Consider the following 17,726-nt stretch of genomic DNA (forward strand, 5'->3'; position numbering starts at 1 on the left):
GAGCAGCGGACTCTTAATCCGTTGGTCGAGTGTTCGAATCACTCAGGGCCCACCAAGAATTCCTTTGCCTGATCTCTTCAGGCAGCCACGCAGAAATACGTGGGGCTCTTAGCTCAGCTGGTAGAGCAGCGGACTCTTAATCCGTTGGTCGAGTGTTCGAATCACTCAGGGCCCACCACCAACACCCCAAAAGGCACTCAGCGCACCGGCGCTCAGTGCCTTTTCTTGTTGTACTCCATCAGCACCGACATATTGCTGCTGCCGGCCTTGGTCACCCACTCGCGACCAAAGCGCTCGCCCACCAAATCCAGCATGTGGCGCAGATCCGCCGACGGCGCGGCCACGGACACCTTGTTGTCGGCAAGGATCTTCTTGCCCAGCTCATCGGCCTGCTGGGCCAGCGCCCAGCCCTCTTTTTCAGCCGACTCGGCAGCGCGGTCGATGGCCTGGCGCTCGGGCTCGGTGAAGCCCCTCCAGGCAAGTTCGCTGACGCAAAGCATGTTCTTGGGAATCCAAGCCTTGATATCCAGAAACACCTTCATGGCCTTCCAGGCCTGGATGTCGGCGCCCGTGGCGCTGGAGGTAATCATGGCATCAATGCCACCTTGCTCCACAACGGCACCCAGATCGCCTGCGGCAATCACCACCGGCTGCGCCCCCCAGAGCTCGGCCAACCGCTTGGTCGCATCGCTTTGCACACGCAGCCTGAGGCCCTTGAGATCCGCGATGCTGTGGACCGGGCGCCGGCTCAGGAGACCCTGCGCCGGCCAGGGCACGGCAAACAGCAGGCGCGCGCCCTGCTGGGCCAGCAAGAACTCCTGCAGCACGGGGCGGGTCAACTGCCACAGGCGCGCGGCCTCGTCAAAGCCACGCACCATGAAAGGCAGCGAGTCCATGGCCAGCAGCGGGTGGATATCCGCACAGGACGACATGAGCACTTCGCCGAACTGGAGGTCATTGCGCTTGAGCGCAGGCAGCACCTGCGCCATGGGCTTGAGCGCCGAGCCGGACACCACCTCGATCTCCAGCGACTGCCGGGTGTCGGCACCCACGCGTGCCGCGAAATTGCGCAGGTTCTGCGTGTGGAAGATGCCATCGCCATAGGCCGCCGACAGCTGCAGCCGGTGGCCCTTGGACCAGGCAGCGCCGGCGGTCAGTTGCAACGCGGCCGGAGCCAGGCCTGATATCAACGTGCGGCGAGAAACAGTCATGAAAGATCCTTGGCGAAAGCGCCCAGAACCATGCCATCCACCCGACGGCGGACCTGTGTATGCGGGCGGAAAAGATAAATTCTATCGACATTTATATCATTTAGATACAAACTATCGATTCATTCCATCGCCCAGGTCATTCGCCAAGCCATCCGTCACACCGGATTCCAGCCAAGCCGCTACAGTGTCACCCTGCCGCAGACGCATGAGTGTGCGGCCCTCTTCTGCGCCTGTGGCCCGCCTGCAGCGCACAACCGCCTCGCCTGCATGCCACAAAATGTTTCCCCGCTCTGGCAGGGCCCGCGCTGGGCCCTGGCCGTCCTGCTAGCCATCCTGGGCATGCTGGGACCGTTCTCGATCGACACCTACATCCCGGCCTTCTCGGGCATCGCCCAGGCCTTGAACGCCACGCCGCTGCAGATGCAGCAGACGCTGTCGGCCTATCTGTTCGGCTTTGCCTTCATGAACCTTTTCCATGGCGCCATGGCCGACAGCTTTGGCCGCCGCCCCGTGGTGCTATGGGGACTGGCCGTGTTCACGCTGGCCTCGGCAGGCTGCGCGCTGTCGCAGAACATCACGCAACTGGTGCTGTTCCGGGCGCTGCAGGGCCTGTCCACGGGCGCCGGCATCGTGGTGTCGCGCGCCGTGGTGCGCGACCTGTTTCCGCCTGCCCAGGCCCAGCGCGTGATGGCCCAGATCACCATCTTCTTCGGCATTGCCCCTGCGCTGGCGCCGGTGCTGGGCGGCTGGCTGTTCGTGCACCTGGGCTGGGCGGCCGTATTCTGGTTCCTGACGCTGGTGGGCGTGCTGCTGTGGAGCATCAACTGGCGCTTTCTGCCCGAGTCTCTGCCGCAGGCGCAGCGCCAGCCCTTCCGGTTCAAGCCACTGATGCAGGGCTACAAGGCGCTGTGCAGCGATCCGCGCTTTGTGCTGCTGGCCTTTGCCAGCGGCGTGCCGTTCAACGGCATGTTTTTGTACGTGCTGTCGGCCCCCGCCTTCCTGGGCGACCTGCTGCACCTGCAGCCGCAGCAGTTCTTCTGGTTCTTCGTGATTTCGATCTCGGGCATCATGGGCGGCGCCTGGGTGAGCGGCCGGCTGGCCGGGCGCATTCCACCCAAGCACCAGATCCGCCACGGCTTTCTGATCATGTTCGTGGTGTCCATCGTCAACCTGGTTGCCAACCTGATCTGGCCTGCCCATGTGAGCTGGGCGTTGATTCCCGTGGGTGTGTTCGCCTTCGGCTGGGCCATGATGGTGCCCGTCGTGACCTTGCTGGTGCTGGACATCCATCCCGAGCGGCGCGGCCTGGCCTCATCGCTGCAGGCCGTGGTGGGCTCCACGGCCAATGGCATCGTGGCCGGCGTGCTGGCGCCTCTGGTGATGCATTCGACGGTGCTGCTGGCCCTGGGCTCGATCAGCATGATGCTGATCGGGCTCGCGTCGTGGATCTACCTGCATCACCGCTGGCCCGAAATCGGGCGGCACGCCTCGGAGGCCTGAAGGCCACTGCTCCCGGGATCCCGAGCGTCTATGCCCGGCCCGCGCGGCGGTCCAGCATTTTTTCCTTGTAGTAGCGCGCCTTTTCGGCATACATGGCCTGGTCCGCGCGTGACACGGTGGCCTCCAGCTGGCTGCCCTCGTTGCAACAGGCCACGCCCATGGACAGGCTGACCAGCTGACCCGGATAGAACTGGTTGTTGAGCTCCAGCAGGGACAGGATGCGCTCCTTGACGGCTTCGGCGCCGCGCTCGTCCGAGGCTGGCAGCAGCACCATGAATTCGTCGCCGCCCACGCGTGCCGCACAAGCGGGCGCATCCACGGCCTTGGTCAGCACTTCGCCCACGCGGCGAAGCATGTCGTCGCCTGCGGCATGGCCATGCTCGTCATTGGCCTCCTTGAGACCATTCATGTCGATGGCGATCACGGCCAGCGGCCACGGCCCCTTGCGCGCCAGGCGGTTCAATTCCTCGATATAGAAGGCGCGGTTGCGCAGTTGGGTGAGCACGTCGTGCTTGCCCAGGTATTCCAGATAGGCCTCGGCCTTCTTGCGTGCCGTGATATCCACCAGGGACAGCAGCACCAGCCCCCAGTCGTCCGCATGGCCGTCCAGCACGGCCAGCTGCATGTGGATGTGCAGCGTGTCGCCCGACAGCGCGTAGTTCACCACTTCGCGGTGCTGCACGAGCTTGCCGTTCCACAGGTCCTGCAACTGATCGGCAAAGGAGTCGATCATTTCATCGCGGAAGATGCGGCCCAGCCGGCTCAGCAGCTGCAGCTTGTCGGTGGCACCGAACATGCGCAGCGTCTGGCGGTTCACGTCGATGACGCGAATCTCCTGCATGCAGCGCGAGATGAATTCCGGATGCACCTTGAGGAAGGTGGCGAAATCGCTGATGCCCTGGGCGCGCACATCGTCAAGCAGGCGCTTGATGGAGCTGAAGTCCTCGACCCACAGCGACACGGGCGAGTACTCGAACAGGTCGCGCGAGTACTGCTCGCTGCGGTGCAGCTGCCGCGTGCTGCGCATCTCGGCCGTCACGTCTTCCAGCGACACCAGCACGCAGTCCCAAAGCTCCTCATGGCCGGGCAGGATGCGGCCACGGATCTGCACGTCCAGCCGGCGCCCGTCCAGCGTGTAGTTGGCGGTGCGGTTGGCAAAAGTCGGCGAGCCCTTCCAAAGCTCCTGCAGCTCGCAGGCCAGGCCGGCATGCATGTCGTCACGGAACACCTGGCCCAGGCTGTCGAGAAAGGTCTGCTGGTCCGCGGCGCCGAACAGGTCCAGCGTGCGCTGGTTGACGCGAACCACCCTGAGCGCGGCACTGCACTGCTGCAGTGCCTGCGGATGGGCAGAAAAATGCGCCTGCAGATCGGTCACGCCCTGTGCTCGCCACTGGTCGAGCAGGCGCTTGAGCGCGCTGTAGTCCTCCAGCCATAGCGAGACGGGGGCCAGTTCGAACATGTGCTCAAAATCCACACTGGACGCGATCAAAGACTCCACAGGGCACCTCCGCGCCGCGATTATGGCAGTCGCAGAGCCCGCCAGACAGCAGGTTCTGCGCCACGAACACAGGCAGCGCCAGGCAGGCAGGCGGATTGCCCAAAAAAAAACCGGCCCCGAAGGGCCGGTCTGCATGCAAAGCCGGAATCGATCAGCGCACGGCGCGCTTGCGATCGCCGCCCTGGGGCGAGTAAGGCTTGGGAGCGCTCTTGCCAAAGGCCGGACGGCGCTCACCACCGCCGAAGCCGCCGCGGGATTCACCGCCGAAGCCACGCGACTCCCCGGATGCACCACGGAAGCCGCCATCGCGGTGGCCGCCATCGCGGGGAGCACCCTCACGACGGTCGCCGCCGCGCGCAGCGCCACGGTCGCCGCCAAAGCCACGGCCTTCGCCGCCACGGCCAAAGCCGCCTTCACGCGGAGCCTGGCTGTAGCCACCTTCACGCTGACCCTGGCCGAAGCCGCCTTCACGCTGGCCGCCACCGAAGCTGCCGAAGCCAGCCTTGCGGCCATAGCCTTCCGAATCACGGCGGGGGCCGAAGCCACGGTCGCCACCGCGATCACCAAAGCTGCGCTCGCGGTCACCACCGCCGAAGCCGCGGTCGCCACCGAAACCACCACGACCACCGCCGGCGGAGCCTCGGCGATCACCACCACGGCCTTCAAAGCCGCCGCCACGACGGCCGCCACGGCCTTCGTTGCTGCTGGGTGCGCGCTGTGCAGGCTCGAGACCAGGAATCACCTCGGCCTTGAATTGCTGACGGCTGTAGCCTTCGATATCGAAAATGCGGCGGCGGTCACGGAATTCCGCGAACGTCACGGCCACGCCTTCGCGACCGGCACGACCCGTGCGGCCGATGCGGTGGGTGTAGTCCTCGGCCTTCATGGGCAGGCCGTAGTTGAAGACGTGGGTGATGGAGGGCACGTCAATGCCGCGTGCCGCCACATCGGTCGCCACCAGCACCTGCACCTGGCCGCTGCGCAGCGCCATCAGGCGGCGGTTGCGCAGGCCCTGGCTCAGGGCGCCGTGCAGCGCCACGGCAGAGAAGCCGTCCTGCTGCAGGTCGTTGGCCAGGCCGTCGCACTCGACCTGGGTCGATGCGAAGACGATGGCCTGGTTGATGGTGGTGTCGCGCAGCCAGTGGTCCAGCAGCTTGCGCTTGTGCTGGGAGTTGTCGGCCCAGAACAGCACTTGCTTGATGTTGGCGTGCTTCTCCTGGGGCGTGTCGATGGTGACCTTCTTCACGCCCGATCCGCCGTCATGCATCACGCGCATGGCCAGCTGCTGGATGCGGGGCGCGAAGGTGGCGCTGAACATCATGGTCTGCTTGCGCTGGGCCGTCAGGTCGTTGACTTCGGCCAGATCGTCCGAGAAGCCCAGGTCCAGCATGCGGTCGGCCTCGTCGACCACCAGGAACTGCACCTGGTCGAGCTTGATCTGCATCGAGCGCTGCAGGTCCAGCAGACGGCCAGGCGTGGCCACCACGAGGTTGGCGTTCTGCAGCTTGGCAATCTGCAGCTGGTAGGGCATGCCGCCCACCACATTGGCAATGCGGATGCCACGGCAGTGCTTGACCAGTTCGATGGCGTCATGCGCCACCTGCTGAGCCAGCTCGCGCGTGGGGCACAGGATCAGGGCGCCGGGAACGGCCGCCTTGAAGTTGCGGGGATTGGTGGGGTCCTTGCGCTTGTTGCGCTTGGGCGTGGGCTGGCCGCTGGCAGTGGCCTCGGCGCACTGGCGGTCATATTCGGCGCGGATGGCGGCTTCCTCGTCAGCCTTTTGCTGGATCAGCGTGTGCAGCACGGGCAGCAGGAAGGCGGCGGTCTTGCCCGAGCCGGTCTGGCTGGAAACCATCAGGTCGATGAAGGCCTGATCACCACTGCCCATGGCCAGGGGAATGGCTTGCGCCTGCACGGCCGTGGGCTGGGTGTAGCCCAGATCGGCAACGGCGCGGACCAGCTCTTCAGCCAGGCCCAGCTCGACGAAGGCGTTGGGGAGTTCGGGAGCTGCCTGAGCGGCTTCGGCGCCCTCGACGGTTTCAGCAGCGGCCTGCGACTCGGCGGCCTGCTCGGCACCGGCAACGGCGGCGTCCAGCACGGAAGAGGCTTGGGCAGCGCAAGCAAAAGAGGAATCGGCAGCGGCAATGATGCCCTGCTCTTGAGAGATGTCGTTCATGAATGGCTCTAACGAAAAGCACGCGCAGTCAGCGATCTGCCACGCTTTTCTCGACGGTTGGGTCAACATCCACCGTCAGACTTGACCGGCCCTTCGCAAAAGGGCGGATGGGCGTTTTCGGCTGGTCCGAAACCGATGGTCCCGCCATCCATGAAAGCCTTCATGGAGGTCTGTGGACATCGACCTCAGACACACAGCGCAGGAGCCCTTGTGTGATGGAGATGTGCAAATTGCCCCTTGTTGATGGAGGCAAGCTGTAGATTGTCGCACTCCTGGGGTTTTCCCGCAAGCCCCCTGCACAAAAATGGCCGGAGGGCCCGGCTCCGGGCGCTAGACGCTCAGCAGGCGTGCGCGATAGTGCGCCAGCTCATCGATGGATTCATGCACATCGGCCAGCGCCGTGTGGCGCTGGGCCTTCTTGAAGGATGCGTAGGCATCGGGCTTCCAGCGCCTGGCCAGTTCCTTGAGGGTGCTGACATCAACGTTGCGGTAGTGAAAGAAGTCGTTGAGCTTGGGCATGTAGCGCTCCATGAAGCGCCGGTCCTGGCCAATGCTGTTGCCGCACAGCGGCGCCTTGCCCTTGGGAACGTACTGCGCCAGGAACTTGATCAGCGCGGCTTCCGCATCGGCCTCGGTGGTGGTCGATGCCTTGACGCGCTCGATCAGGCCGCTCCTGCCGTGCGTGCCCTTGTTCCAGGCGTCCATGCCGTCGAGCAGGGCATCGCTTTGATGGATGGCGAACACAGGACCCTCGATGCGCGTGGCAAGGTCCGGGCTGGTGACGACCACGGCGATCTCGATGATGCGATCGGTGTCGGGCTGCAGCCCGGTCATCTCGCAGTCGAGCCAGACGAGATTGAGGTCGGATTTGCTCAGGGTGACGGGCGTGCCGGATTCGGCGGGGACGGGAATGCAGGCGCTGGAGGCTTCGGACATGGCCCAAATTGTCGCCTACACTGCGGCCACATGGTCTTCAACCCCGATTTTTCCTCGACGCTTTCCCTGCTGTTTGCCGCAGCCGTGCTGGCCCAGTGGCTGCTGCGCGCCTGGCTGGCCTCGCGCCAGGTTCGCCATGTGGCAGGCCACAGAGCGCAGGTGCCCGAGGCCTTTGCGCAGCGCATCAGCCTGGCCGCCCACCAGAAGGCCGCCGACTACACACTGGCGAAGGCACGCGTTGCCCTGATCGACATGACGCTGGGCGCCGTGGTGCTGCTCGCATGGACGCTGCTGGGCGGGCTGGATGCACTCAACCAGCAGTTGCTGGAATGGATGGGCGCCGGCCTGTGGCAGCAATTGGCGCTGCTGGCCAGCTTTGCACTGATCTCCGGCCTGGTGGAGCTGCCGCTGTCGCTCTACCAGACCTTTGTGCTGGAGCAGCGCTTCGGCTTCAACCAGATGACGCTGCGGCTGTGGCTGGCCGATGCCGCCAAGTCCACGGCCATGGGCGCAGCCATCGGCCTTCCGATTGCGGCACTGATCCTGTGGCTCATGGGTTCGGCCGGCGACCTGTGGTGGCTCTGGGCATGGGCCGTCTGGACGGGCTTCAACCTGCTGCTGATGTGGATCTTCCCGACCTTCATCGCACCGCTGTTCAACAAGTTCGATCCGCTGGAGGACGGCCCGCTCAAGGAGCGCGTGAGCGCACTGATGCAGCGCTGCGGCTTCACGGCCAAGGGCCTGTTCGTGATGGACGGCAGCCGCCGCTCGGCACATGCCAATGCCTATTTCACGGGCTTCGGCCACTCCAAGCGCGTGGTGTTCTTCGACACCTTGCTCAAGCAGCTGGACGCCGACGAGGTGGAGGCCGTGCTCGCGCATGAGCTGGGCCATTTCAAGCACCGCCACATCCTCAAGCGCATGCTGCTGATGTTTGCCGCCAGCCTGGCGGGCTTTGCGCTGCTGGGCTGGCTGTCGCAGCAGCTGTGGTTCTACCTGGGCCTGGGCGTGCGTCCGGGTCTGGACCTTGCGCTGGGACACAGCGGCATCGGCGCCGGCAACGAGGCCGTGGCGCTGCTGCTGTTCCTGCTGGCCGTGCCGGTGTTCAGCTTCTTTGTCACCCCGCTGTTCTCGGCCCTGTCGCGCCGCGACGAGTTCGAAGCCGATGCCTACGCCATGCAACAGGCCAGCGGCGCCCACCTGGCCTCGGCACTGCTCAAGCTGTACGAGGACAATGCTTCAACGCTCACGCCCGATCCCTGGTACGTGGGCTTCTACTACTCGCATCCGCCCGCCCTCGCCCGGCTGGCGCGCATGCCCTCTCCGACCTGAACCATACGCACTCACCATGAGCACACAACGCTTGCAACAACAGGACTGGTCCAACCAGCAGCGCCGCGCGCTGACTTCCGACGAACTGCACACCGCACTGGCCGCCCTGCCGGGCTGGCAGCTCGATGGCGATGCCATCGCCAAGAGCTACGCCTTCGCCAACTACTACGAGACCATGGCCTTCGTGAATGCGCTGGCCCTGATCGCCCACCAGCAGGACCACCATCCCGACCTGACCGTCAGCTACGGCCGCTGCGGTGTACGCCTGAACACGCATGACGTGAACGGCATCTCGTCCACCGACATCGAGTGCGCACGCCGCATCGATGCGTTGCTGGCGCGCCCATGAATCGCACCCCGCTGACCCATGGCTGAGCGCTCCGCACTGCACGAAGGCCTGGTCGTCTCCAGCCATGGCCGCCATTGCGTGGTCGAGACCGAAGACGGCTCGCGCCACATCTGCCACCCGCGCGGCAAGAAGAGCCAGACCGTGGTGGGCGACCGCGTGCGCTGGCAACTTCCGCCCCCAGGCCAGGGGGAGGAAGGCACCATAGAAAAGGTGCTGGAGCGGCGCAACCTGTTCTACCGGCAGGACGAGATACGCACCAAGTCCTTTGCAGCCAACATCGACCAGGTGCTGATCCTGATCGCCGCCGAGCCGGTCTTCTCCGAAAGCCAGCTGGCCCGCGCCCTGATCACTGCCGAAGCCACCCACATCAAGCCCCTGATTGCCCTCAACAAGCGTGACCTGGCCGAGCCCTTTGCCGACGCCTGGGAGCGCCTGGAGCCTTATCGCGAGATGTACCTGGGCCAGGAAAAGCCGCACTACGAGGTGCTGTCGCTGTCGCTGGCCAATGAGGGCGAGGCCGATCGGCAGCTGCTGATGAAGCACCTCAAGGGCAAGGCCACGCTGGTGCTGGGCCCTTCCGGCTCGGGAAAGAGCACCCTGATCAACCTGCTGGTCCCCGGCGCACGCGCGGCCACCAACGAGATCTCGCAGGCACTGAACTCCGGCAAGCACACGACCACCACGACCAGCTGGTACTGGATGGACGAGGAGCGCACGACAGCCCTGATCGACTCGCCGGGCTTCCAGGAGTTCGGCCTGCGCCACATCGAACCCACCGACCTGCCCCGCTGCATGCCCGACATCGGCGCCCATGCGCAGGAATGCAAGTTCTACAACTGCACCCACCTGCACGAGCCCGGATGCGCGGTCATGCCGCGCGTGGAGGATGAGGAACACGGCATGGACGCCGACCATGACATCAGTGCCAACCGGTACTGCATCTATGCCGAGCTGTTTGATGAGTTGAGTCAGGCCACGAAGTATTGAGCCTCCCCCAAACGCCACGGGGCCGCTCCGGGAGGGAGGAAACGACGCCTCCAAAGGGGCGTCATCCAGGACTCACCCGCAGGCTCCGCACTCAGCCCAACAGGCGCGCCAGCGACAGCAGGGCCAGCAGCAGCAGCCAGACCACGACCGAGCGCCAGACCAAGCCGACCACGCTGCGCAGGTGGCCGATCTCGGGCTCACGGCCCGGCGTGGCTTCGCTGTCCACGTCGAGGTCGATCTCCTCGCCGTCGTCACGGGTCACCGAGATGCCCTCGCGGCGCTTGAGTGCCTCGCCGCCCAGGCGCACGTTGATGGCGCCCGAGGTGGCGGCCAGGATCACGCCGTCGTTGTCGTTGGGAAAGCGCTGGGCATGGAAGCGCCAGCCCTCGATGGCCTCCTCGAAACTGCCGACCACGGCAAAGGAAAGAGCCGTCAGCCGTGCGGGCAGCCAGTCGATCACGGTCCAGGCCAACCGTGAGGCGTGCTGCAACTGGACACTGACCTGGCTGCCACCCAGCAGGCCCTTGCGCGACCAGGAGCGCGACAGGTGCTCGGTCATGCGGTAGAACACGGCGCCCAGCGGGCCCAGGCCCAGCGCTGCCAATGCAGAGAACCAGAACAGCACGCCAAACACATGGCGATGCGCTGCCAGCACCGAATACTCGATCACATGGCGCACCACCTCGCTGCGGGGCACTTCGCTGGCGTCCACCTGCTGCCAGTGGGCAAGGGCTTCGCGCGCCGCGTACTCGTCACCTGCATCCAGCGCATCGCGGATGCGCGTGAAGTGGTGGCTGAACTGGCGAAAGCCCAGCGTGACGTAGAGCACGGCCACATTCCAGACCATGGCCAGCGGCCAGCCCACGCCCCACAGCAGCAGCAGATAGATGCCTGTCACCAGCACGCAGGGCAGCGCCACCGCCACGGTCCAGGCCAGCCAGCCGTGGTGCGCCTGGCCGGCATCGAAGTTGCGGCGCACCGAAACCGTCCAGGCCCTGTAGCCTGTGTGCACCAGGTTGGCCGGCGTCAGGGGGCGCGCCTGCTCGATCAGCAAGGCGATCAGAATGGCAAAGAAACTCATCCGGCCATCATACTGGCGCATGCGGGCAGGCCCGTGACCCCGGGGTGGCACGGCACCCCATCCGGGCATCAGGCCGACAGGAATCGGTAAAGATTGCGCAGCATGCCGGCCGTGGCGCCCCAGATGTAGCGCTGGCGGTCTCCATCCTGGTAGGGCATGGCAAACCATTCGCGCGGCACGCCGTTCCAGACCATGGCGTGGCGCTCATGGTTGGCAGGATCGAGCAAAAAGGACAGCGGCACCTCGAACACGTCCGCCACCTCGTAGGGATTGGGATGCAGGCGCGCCCGGGGATCGACCAGGGCCACCACCGGCGTGATCAGAAAGGCCGTGCCCGTGGTGTAGATGGGCAGGGTGCCCAACACTTCCACATCGCCGGCAGCAAGCCCGACTTCCTCCTGCGCCTCGCGCAGGGCCGTGGCCTGGGCAGACACATCCTCAGGATCGCGCTTGCCACCCGGAAAGGCCACCTGGCCCGAATGCGTGGACAGATGGGCCGTGCGTTCGGTCAGCAGCACCGTGGGCTCGGAGCGCAGCACGATGGGCACGAGCACGGCGGCATCGGTGGGCTGGCGATCACTGAAGCGTTTCTCGCGCACCACCTCGGGAGCCCAGCGGGGCGGCCGCGCAAAGCGCTGGCGCAGGGCATCCGGCGCGCGGGCCTCCAGAGGCACGGCGGGCAGGTGGCTGTCCCTGCCCACCAGTTGCGCCATGCGCGGGTCGGCGACCGAGGCGACGGCCGCTGGCGTCGGGCCGCCGGTCGGCACGGGTATGGCGGTATCGGGCAGAGAGGACACGAATGAAGGAATGTGGTGAGAAACGACCGGGCAACAAAAAAGCCGCTACAGGCGACTGTAGCGGCTTTCCAGCTGTGACGCAGGTGCTCAGGCTTCGGCAGAAACCTTGACACGCGACGGCAGCTTTTCCTTGATGCGGGCCGACTTGCCGCTGCGCTCGCGCAGGTAGTACAGCTTGGCACGACGCACATCACCGCGACGCTTGACTTCGATGCCGGCGATCAGGGGCGAGTAGGTCTGGAACGTACGCTCCACGCCTTCACCACTGGAGATCTTGCGCACGGTGAAGCCGCTGTTCAGGCCACGGTTGCGCTTGGCGATCACGACGCCTTCGTAGGCCTGCACGCGCTTGCGGCTGCCTTCGACCACGTTCACGCTCACGATGACGGTGTCACCGGGGGCGAACTGGGGGATGGTCTTGTTCAGACGGGCGATTTCCTCTTGCTCGAGGGTCTGGATCAGATTCATGGTCAACATCCAATCGATCTTGTCCGCGCCAGGATTGGCAAGCGCCGGGATTGGCGCCATGGCTGCTTTGTTCGTAGCAGCGGCCGGATAGAGGATCGAAGAATCGCGCATTATAGCCCGGCGGCGTTTTTTGCCAAAAACCCCTCGTCCTTGGCATTGAGCAGGCCCTGGGCGCGCGCCTGCTCTATCAGCTCGGGCCGGTGCCTGGCCGTGATGGACAGGCGCTGGTCGCGGCGCCAGCGCTCGATCTGCGCGTGGTGCCCAGACAACAGCGGCGCCGGCACTTCGCGCCCTTCCCAGACTTCGGGGCGCGTGTAGTGCGGGCAATCGAGCAGGCCGTCGAGCGCGGGATTGAAGCTGTCCTGCTGGAAGCTGCCCTCGTCGTTGAGCACGCCGGGCTGCAACCGGGCCACGGCATCGAGCAAGGCCATGGCAGCAATCTCGCCGCCGGAGAGCACGAAATCGCCCAGGCTCAGCTGGTGCGTGACATGGGCATCGATGAAGCGCTGGTCCAACCCCTCGTAGCGGCCGCACAGCAAGATGGCACCCTGCCCCTGCGCCCAGTCGGCGACCACGCAGTGGCGCAGCGTCGTGCCTATCGGCGAAAACAGCACCACCGGCGCCGGCTCGGTCTCGCCCGCGTCGCGGCGCGCCTGCTGCGCCGCCTGCAGGCAGCGCTGCAGCGGCTCGGCCATCATCACCATGCCCGGCCCGCCGCCGAAGGGCCGGTCGTCCACGCGCCGGTAGTTGCCCTGGGCATGGTCGCGCGGATTCCACAGGTGCACGCCGACCTGGCCCGAGGCATAGGCCCGGCGCGTCACGCCGCTTTCGAGAAACGGCGTGAACAGCTCGGGAAACAGCGTGAGGATGTCGAAGCGCATGGATGTCGGCGATCAGTAGTCGGGCTGCCAGTCGGCAACGATGGTCTTGCCCGGCAGATCCACCTTGTCCACATAGGCGTCGACAAAGGGAATCATGCGCTCGCGCTCCTTGCCATCCTCTTCATAGGCCAGCACCAGCACGGTCTGCGGGCCGGTGGACAGCAGGTCTCGGACGATGCCCAGGGCCACGCCTTCGCGGTTGACCACGGACAGGCCCAGCAGGTCGACCCAGTAATACTCGCCATCCTCGGGCTGCGGAAAATCGCTGCGCGCCACGAAGATGCGCGCACCGCGCAGGGCCTCGGCAGCGTTGCGGTCGTTCACGGCGGGCGAGGTGGCGACGACGGAGTCGGAGTGCACGCGCGCCTGCTTGACCGGCAGCAGCACGGTTCCGGTGAACTGCCGGGCGCCTTTTTCGGCGGGCTGCAGATACCACTGCTTGGCCGTGAACAGGGCCTCGGGGTCGGAACTGAAGGCCGCCACCTTGAACCAGCCCTTGATGCCCCAGGCATCGGCGATGCGCCCGACCTCCACGGCATCGGCAGGCAGGACGCTGGCTTCGAGTTCAGGCATGTGGCTCATGGCAGTCGGTAGGCAGTAGGTGGACGGTCAATGCAGATCGGTGCAAGGCGATCCGGAGGGGGAAAACAAAAACGGGCCCCGTCAGACAAGCCAACGGAACCCGATTTCAGAAGGGGTGCTGAATTAGGCAGCAGTCTTCTGGGTGGCCTGCTTGATCAGGCGCTCTGCGGTCTCGGAAGCCTGCGCGCCAACGCCCTTCCAGTAGTTCACGCGGTCCAGAGCAACGCGCAGACCCTCTTCGCCACCACGGGCGTTGGGGTTGTAGAAGCCCAGACGTTCGATGAACGAACCATCGCGGCGAACGCGCTTGTCAGCAGCAACGATGTTGTAGAACGGACGGGCCTTGGAACCGCCGCGAGAGAGTCGAATGACGACCATGATTTTCCTTCGGGTGGCGCAGCCACCACGTAATTAACACACAATAAATGGCTGCACAGAGTTTTGCGGCGTTTGAGACACGCGACATGGCCACCCGGCCAGCGACACGCCGTAAAACCAGCGATTATATCGAACTTATTTTCTCATGCCTACCATCCGCCCAAGCCAGGACAGCGATCTCGCTGCCATCACCGCCATCTACCGCCACCACGTGCTGCATGGCACAGGAACGTTCGAGACCGATCCCCCTTCCGAAGCCGACATGGCCACGCGCCGCGCGGATGTGCTGGCCAAGGGCCTGCCCTATCTGGTCGCCGTGGACGCACAGGGCCAGGTGCTGGGCTTTGCCTACGCCAACTGGTTCAAGCCGCGCCCGGCCTATCGTTTTTCTGCCGAGGATTCCATCTATGTGCATGACGCGGCACGCGGCCAGGGCGTGGGCCGCCTGTTGATCGATGCGCTGTCGCACGACTGCGAGGCGGCCGGCGTGCGCAAGCTGCTGGCGGTGATCGGCGACTCGGCCAATGCCGGCTCCATCGGGGTGCACCGCGCTGCAGGCTTCACCCCTGCGGGCACGCTGCGCTCCATGGGATGGAAGTTCGGCCGCTGGCTGGACATCGTGCTCATGGAGAAGACCCTGGGAGACGGCGACCGCAGTTCGCCCGAATAATGAGCGCATGAACCGACCCAGCACGCCCCTGCCCCAGACCACCGGCGCCGACCGGGCTCCCCGCCCCAGGAACAAGGCACTGGCCGCCTGGCTGGCCTTTGTGGGCGGGCCGCTGGGGCTGCATCGCTTTTACCTGCATGGGCTCGGCGACTGGCTGGGCTGGCTGCTGCCCGTGCCCACGGCGCTGGGCGTGTACGGCATCGAACGCGTGCAGCAACTGGGACAGGACGACCAGCTCAGCTGGCTGCTGATTCCGCTGCTGGGCTTCACCATCGCCGGCTGTGCGCTGCGCGCCATCCTCTACGGGCTGACCGACACCGAAGCCTGGAACCGGCGCCACAACCCCGGCATTGACGTGCAGGCGCAGGCCGGACGCACGGGCTGGTCAACCATCTTTGCCATTGCGCTGTCGCTGATGCTGGGCGCCGCCGTGCTCATGGCCAGCATTGCCTACAGTTTCCAGCACTACTTCGAGCACCAGGTGGAGGAGGCGCGCAAGATTTCGCAGTGAGGCGCAGCCAACGCCTCCCCCGAAAAAAGAAAGACCGCCATGGGCGGTCTTTCTTTTTGGCGGCAGCAGCCCCGGCTCAATACAGCTGCAGGCTGATCCAGTAGGCAATCGATGCCACGAAGGCGCTGGCAGGGATCGTCAGCACCCAGGCCCAGACGATGTTGCCTGCCACGCCCCAGCGCACGGCGCTGGCGCGCTGGGTGGAGCCCACGCCGACGATGGCGCCGGTGATGGTGTGCGTGGTCGAGACCGGCACGCCCAGGAAGGTTGCAAAGAACAGCGTCAGCGCACCACCGCTTTCGGCGCAGAAGCCGCCCACGGGCTTGAGCTTGGTGATCTTCTGGCCCATGGTCTTGACGATGCGCCAGCCGCCGAACATGGTTCCCAGGCCGATGGCCAGGTAGCAGCTGACGATGGTCCACAGCGGCGGCTCGGCGTCGCCGGCATTGGCATAGCCGGTGGCGATCAGCAGCAGCCAGATGATGCCGATGGTCTTTTGCGCGTCATTGCCGCCGTGGCCCAGGCTATAGGCACCGGCGGAGACCAGCTGCAGCCTGCGGAACCAGCGGTCCACCCTGTTGGGCGCGGCGCGCCGGCAGACCCAGGCCACCAGCACCATCATCAGCGAGCCCAGCAGGTAGCCCAGCAGCGGCGAGACGAAGATGAAGGCCACGGTCTTCCCGATGCCGCTGGCAATCAGCGCGCCTGCGCCGGCCTTGGCCATCACCGCGCCCACGATGCCGCCGATCAGCGCATGCGAGGAACTGCTGGGGATGCCGTAGTGCCAGGTGATCACGTTCCAGGCAATGGCACCGACCAGGGCACCGAAGACCACATGCGTGTCGACGATGCCGGGCTGCACGATCCCCTTGCCCACGGTGGCTGCCACGCTCAGGTGAAAGACAAAGACCGCCACCACGTTGAAGAAGGCCGCGAAGGCCACGGCCTGCGTGGGCTTGAGCACGCCCGTGGAGACCACGGTGGCGATCGAGTTGGCAGCATCGTGGAAGCCGTTCATGAAGTCGAACAGCAGGGCCAGCACCACCAGCAGGATCACGACCCACAGGGCCGCTTGTACGGATTCCATAGAGAAACGACTCCGCGAGGGCTCAGGAATTCTCGAGGACGATGCCCTCGATCAGGTTGGCCACGTCCTCGCAGCGGTCGGTCACCGTCTCCAGCAGCTCGTAGATGGCCTTGAGCTTGATGACTTCGCGCACATCGGGCTCTTCGCGGAACAGCTTGCTCATGGCCGAGCGCATCACGCGGTCGGCGTCCGATTCGAGGCGGTCGATTTCCTCGCAGGTCTTCATCGCCGCGTCCACCACCGAGGGATCGGAGATGCGCGACAGCAGCTTGACCGCATCGCGCAGCCGCTCGCAGCAGCGCACGCACAGGTCCGTCAGGCGCGTGATCTCTTCCGTCATGTGGCGCACGTCGTACAGCGCCATGGTCTCGGCCGAGTCCTGGATCAGGTCGGCCACGTCGTCCATGGTGTTGATCAGCGAGTGGATGTGCTCGCGGTCCAGCGGCGTGATGAAGGTCTTGTGCAGCGCCTTGGTGACGTCGTGCGTCACGCGGTCTGCGGCACGCTCGGCGTTGTTCACGTCCTCGTTGTACTTCTCGCGAAGATGAGGATCGTTGTAGTTGGCGACAAGCTGCGAGAAGGCATGCGCGGCTTCGACGATGCGATCGGCATGCTGGTTGAACATCTCGAAAAAATTGCCTTCGCGCGGCAATAACTTGCCAAAAAGCATGAATGCTCCTTACCGGGAAACAGGGGGAACCAGGCGACTCACTGCGTCACATTGCGGATGCTTGGCATGGCTTCCCGGCTTGAACGGGGCGAAGTGTACTCTTGAGTCCCAGGCGCGTTTTTGCGCGCCGGCGCGCCGCCCTGTCAGCCGCTGCGAAAAATAAAGTACACCGCGCCCACCATGCACAGCCCGGCCCAGAGGAAGTCCCATTTGAGCGGCTGGTTCAGGTAGAGCACGGCAAAGGGCGCGAACACCGCCAGCGTGATCACCTCCTGGATGATCTTGAGCTGCGCCACGCTGAACTGCGTGTGGCCTATGCGGTTGGCGGGCACCTGCAGCAGGTACTCGAACAGCGCGATGCCCCAGCTGACAAGGGCTGCCACGTACCAGGGCGACGAGGCGTGGTTCTTCAGGTGGCCATACCAGGCGAAGGTCATGAAGACATTGCTCATGGCCAGCAGGACCACGGTCTGCAGCCCGACGGGGATGTGTTGGAGCCAGTTCATGTGATGTGCAGCCCGACGCGGGAAACCCAAATTATCGCGTCCGGCACTGGGCAGGGCGGATTTTCGATTTCTTTCCAAAAATTGCCTTTTTGCGCGAATTTCCTCG

The 17,726-nt window shown here is 65.2% G+C and carries 19 protein-coding genes and 2 tRNA genes (1 of these 21 only partly in view); 8 read left to right on the top strand and 13 right to left on the bottom strand.

Going from position 1 to position 17,726, the window contains the following annotated elements; all coding sequences use genetic code 11:
* A tRNA-Lys gene (locus AC5I49_RS14550) sits at positions 1-55 on the top strand; it begins 121 nt to the left of the window's first position.
* 47 nt (positions 56-102) lie between these two features.
* Positions 103-178 (top strand) — tRNA-Lys (locus tag AC5I49_RS14555).
* A gap of 34 nt (positions 179-212) precedes the next feature.
* On the opposite strand, the gene AC5I49_RS14560 is transcribed toward AC5I49_RS14555, so the two are convergent.
* The gene (locus tag AC5I49_RS14560) at positions 213-1,211 is read right to left on the bottom strand and encodes a TRAP transporter substrate-binding protein (protein ID WP_495789559.1); all 999 of its coding nucleotides are present in this window, start codon (positions 1,209-1,211) and stop codon (positions 213-215) included.
* A gap of 267 nt (positions 1,212-1,478) precedes the next feature.
* Here AC5I49_RS14560 and AC5I49_RS14565 point away from each other — a divergent pair, with 267 nt between their 5' ends.
* Complete coding sequence (locus AC5I49_RS14565; RefSeq protein WP_047217405.1) at positions 1,479-2,711, top strand: multidrug effflux MFS transporter; 1,233 nt, start codon at positions 1,479-1,481, stop codon at positions 2,709-2,711.
* A gap of 28 nt (positions 2,712-2,739) precedes the next feature.
* Here the strand turns inward: AC5I49_RS14565 and AC5I49_RS14570 are convergent, their stop codons facing one another.
* The 3 genes from AC5I49_RS14570 to orn all read right to left on the bottom strand — a co-directional run bounded on the left by AC5I49_RS14570 (position 2,740) and on the right by orn (position 7,321).
* Entirely contained in the window at positions 2,740-4,209 is a 1,470-nt protein-coding gene (locus AC5I49_RS14570) for a sensor domain-containing diguanylate cyclase (protein ID WP_016451114.1), read from the bottom strand.
* A 151-nt stretch (positions 4,210-4,360) separates the two neighbouring features.
* Entirely contained in the window at positions 4,361-6,385 is a 2,025-nt protein-coding gene (locus tag AC5I49_RS14575; protein ID WP_280047536.1) for a DEAD/DEAH box helicase, read from the bottom strand.
* Positions 6,386-6,715: 330 nt separating this feature from the next.
* Positions 6,716-7,321 carry an oligoribonuclease gene (gene orn / locus AC5I49_RS14580; RefSeq protein ID WP_016445790.1) on the bottom strand — a complete coding sequence of 202 codons (606 nt, stop codon included), beginning with the start codon at positions 7,319-7,321 and terminating at the stop codon, positions 6,716-6,718.
* A gap of 30 nt (positions 7,322-7,351) precedes the next feature.
* Between orn and AC5I49_RS14585 the strand changes: the two genes are divergently transcribed.
* From AC5I49_RS14585 to rsgA, 3 genes are read left to right on the top strand one after another with little or no spacing between them, the layout of a single operon-like run.
* Complete coding sequence (locus AC5I49_RS14585) at positions 7,352-8,653, top strand: M48 family metallopeptidase (protein WP_034366313.1); 1,302 nt, start codon at positions 7,352-7,354, stop codon at positions 8,651-8,653.
* 16 nt (positions 8,654-8,669) lie between these two features.
* Positions 8,670-9,002, top strand: a complete 333-nt coding sequence (locus AC5I49_RS14590; RefSeq protein WP_016445788.1) for a 4a-hydroxytetrahydrobiopterin dehydratase — start codon at positions 8,670-8,672, stop codon at positions 9,000-9,002.
* 18 nt (positions 9,003-9,020) lie between these two features.
* Entirely contained in the window at positions 9,021-9,989 is a 969-nt protein-coding gene (rsgA, locus tag AC5I49_RS14595; protein WP_016445787.1) for a ribosome small subunit-dependent GTPase A, read from the top strand.
* A gap of 91 nt (positions 9,990-10,080) precedes the next feature.
* Here rsgA and AC5I49_RS14600 read toward each other — a convergent pair whose 3' ends face one another.
* The 6 genes from AC5I49_RS14600 to rpsP all read right to left on the bottom strand — a co-directional run bounded on the left by AC5I49_RS14600 (position 10,081) and on the right by rpsP (position 14,176).
* On the bottom strand, positions 10,081-11,070 hold the full coding sequence (locus AC5I49_RS14600) for a CobD/CbiB family protein (protein WP_026062341.1): 990 nt from the start codon (positions 11,068-11,070) through the stop codon (positions 10,081-10,083).
* Between the two features lie 68 nt (positions 11,071-11,138).
* The gene (locus AC5I49_RS14605) at positions 11,139-11,867 is read right to left on the bottom strand and encodes a CoA pyrophosphatase (protein ID WP_016445785.1); all 729 of its coding nucleotides are present in this window, start codon (positions 11,865-11,867) and stop codon (positions 11,139-11,141) included.
* A gap of 87 nt (positions 11,868-11,954) precedes the next feature.
* Positions 11,955-12,335 carry a 50S ribosomal protein L19 gene (rplS, locus tag AC5I49_RS14610; protein WP_016445784.1) on the bottom strand — a complete coding sequence of 127 codons (381 nt, stop codon included), beginning with the start codon at positions 12,333-12,335 and terminating at the stop codon, positions 11,955-11,957.
* Between the two features lie 110 nt (positions 12,336-12,445).
* Positions 12,446-13,216 (bottom strand): tRNA (guanosine(37)-N1)-methyltransferase TrmD, encoded by a 771-nt coding sequence (gene trmD / locus AC5I49_RS14615; RefSeq protein ID WP_043789810.1) that lies wholly within the window; start codon positions 13,214-13,216, stop codon positions 12,446-12,448.
* A 12-nt stretch (positions 13,217-13,228) separates the two neighbouring features.
* The gene (gene rimM / locus AC5I49_RS14620) at positions 13,229-13,798 is read right to left on the bottom strand and encodes a ribosome maturation factor RimM (protein ID WP_016445782.1); all 570 of its coding nucleotides are present in this window, start codon (positions 13,796-13,798) and stop codon (positions 13,229-13,231) included.
* A gap of 123 nt (positions 13,799-13,921) precedes the next feature.
* The gene (gene rpsP / locus AC5I49_RS14625; protein ID WP_012207143.1) at positions 13,922-14,176 is read right to left on the bottom strand and encodes a 30S ribosomal protein S16; all 255 of its coding nucleotides are present in this window, start codon (positions 14,174-14,176) and stop codon (positions 13,922-13,924) included.
* A gap of 145 nt (positions 14,177-14,321) precedes the next feature.
* On the opposite strand from rpsP, the gene AC5I49_RS14630 reads away from it, so the two are divergent.
* Both AC5I49_RS14630 and AC5I49_RS14635 read left to right on the top strand, forming a co-directional pair.
* Positions 14,322-14,846 carry a GNAT family N-acetyltransferase gene (locus AC5I49_RS14630; RefSeq protein ID WP_016445781.1) on the top strand — a complete coding sequence of 175 codons (525 nt, stop codon included), beginning with the start codon at positions 14,322-14,324 and terminating at the stop codon, positions 14,844-14,846.
* Between the two features lie 7 nt (positions 14,847-14,853).
* Positions 14,854-15,357 (top strand): TM2 domain-containing protein, encoded by a 504-nt coding sequence (locus AC5I49_RS14635; RefSeq protein ID WP_209799601.1) that lies wholly within the window; start codon positions 14,854-14,856, stop codon positions 15,355-15,357.
* Between the two features lie 76 nt (positions 15,358-15,433).
* Here the strand turns inward: AC5I49_RS14635 and AC5I49_RS14640 are convergent, their stop codons facing one another.
* The 3 genes from AC5I49_RS14640 to AC5I49_RS14650 form a co-directional block, all read right to left on the bottom strand.
* Positions 15,434-16,444: an inorganic phosphate transporter gene (locus tag AC5I49_RS14640; protein WP_016445779.1), complete on the bottom strand. Its 1,011-nt coding sequence runs from the start codon at positions 16,442-16,444 to the stop codon at positions 15,434-15,436.
* Positions 16,445-16,466: 22 nt separating this feature from the next.
* Positions 16,467-17,114, bottom strand: a complete 648-nt coding sequence (locus tag AC5I49_RS14645; protein WP_016445778.1) for a DUF47 domain-containing protein — start codon at positions 17,112-17,114, stop codon at positions 16,467-16,469.
* A gap of 143 nt (positions 17,115-17,257) precedes the next feature.
* Positions 17,258-17,620 (bottom strand): DMT family protein, encoded by a 363-nt coding sequence (locus AC5I49_RS14650; protein ID WP_016445777.1) that lies wholly within the window; start codon positions 17,618-17,620, stop codon positions 17,258-17,260.
* Positions 17,621-17,726: the final 106 nt, after the last annotated feature.

Source organism: Delftia sp. (assembly GCF_059499305.1).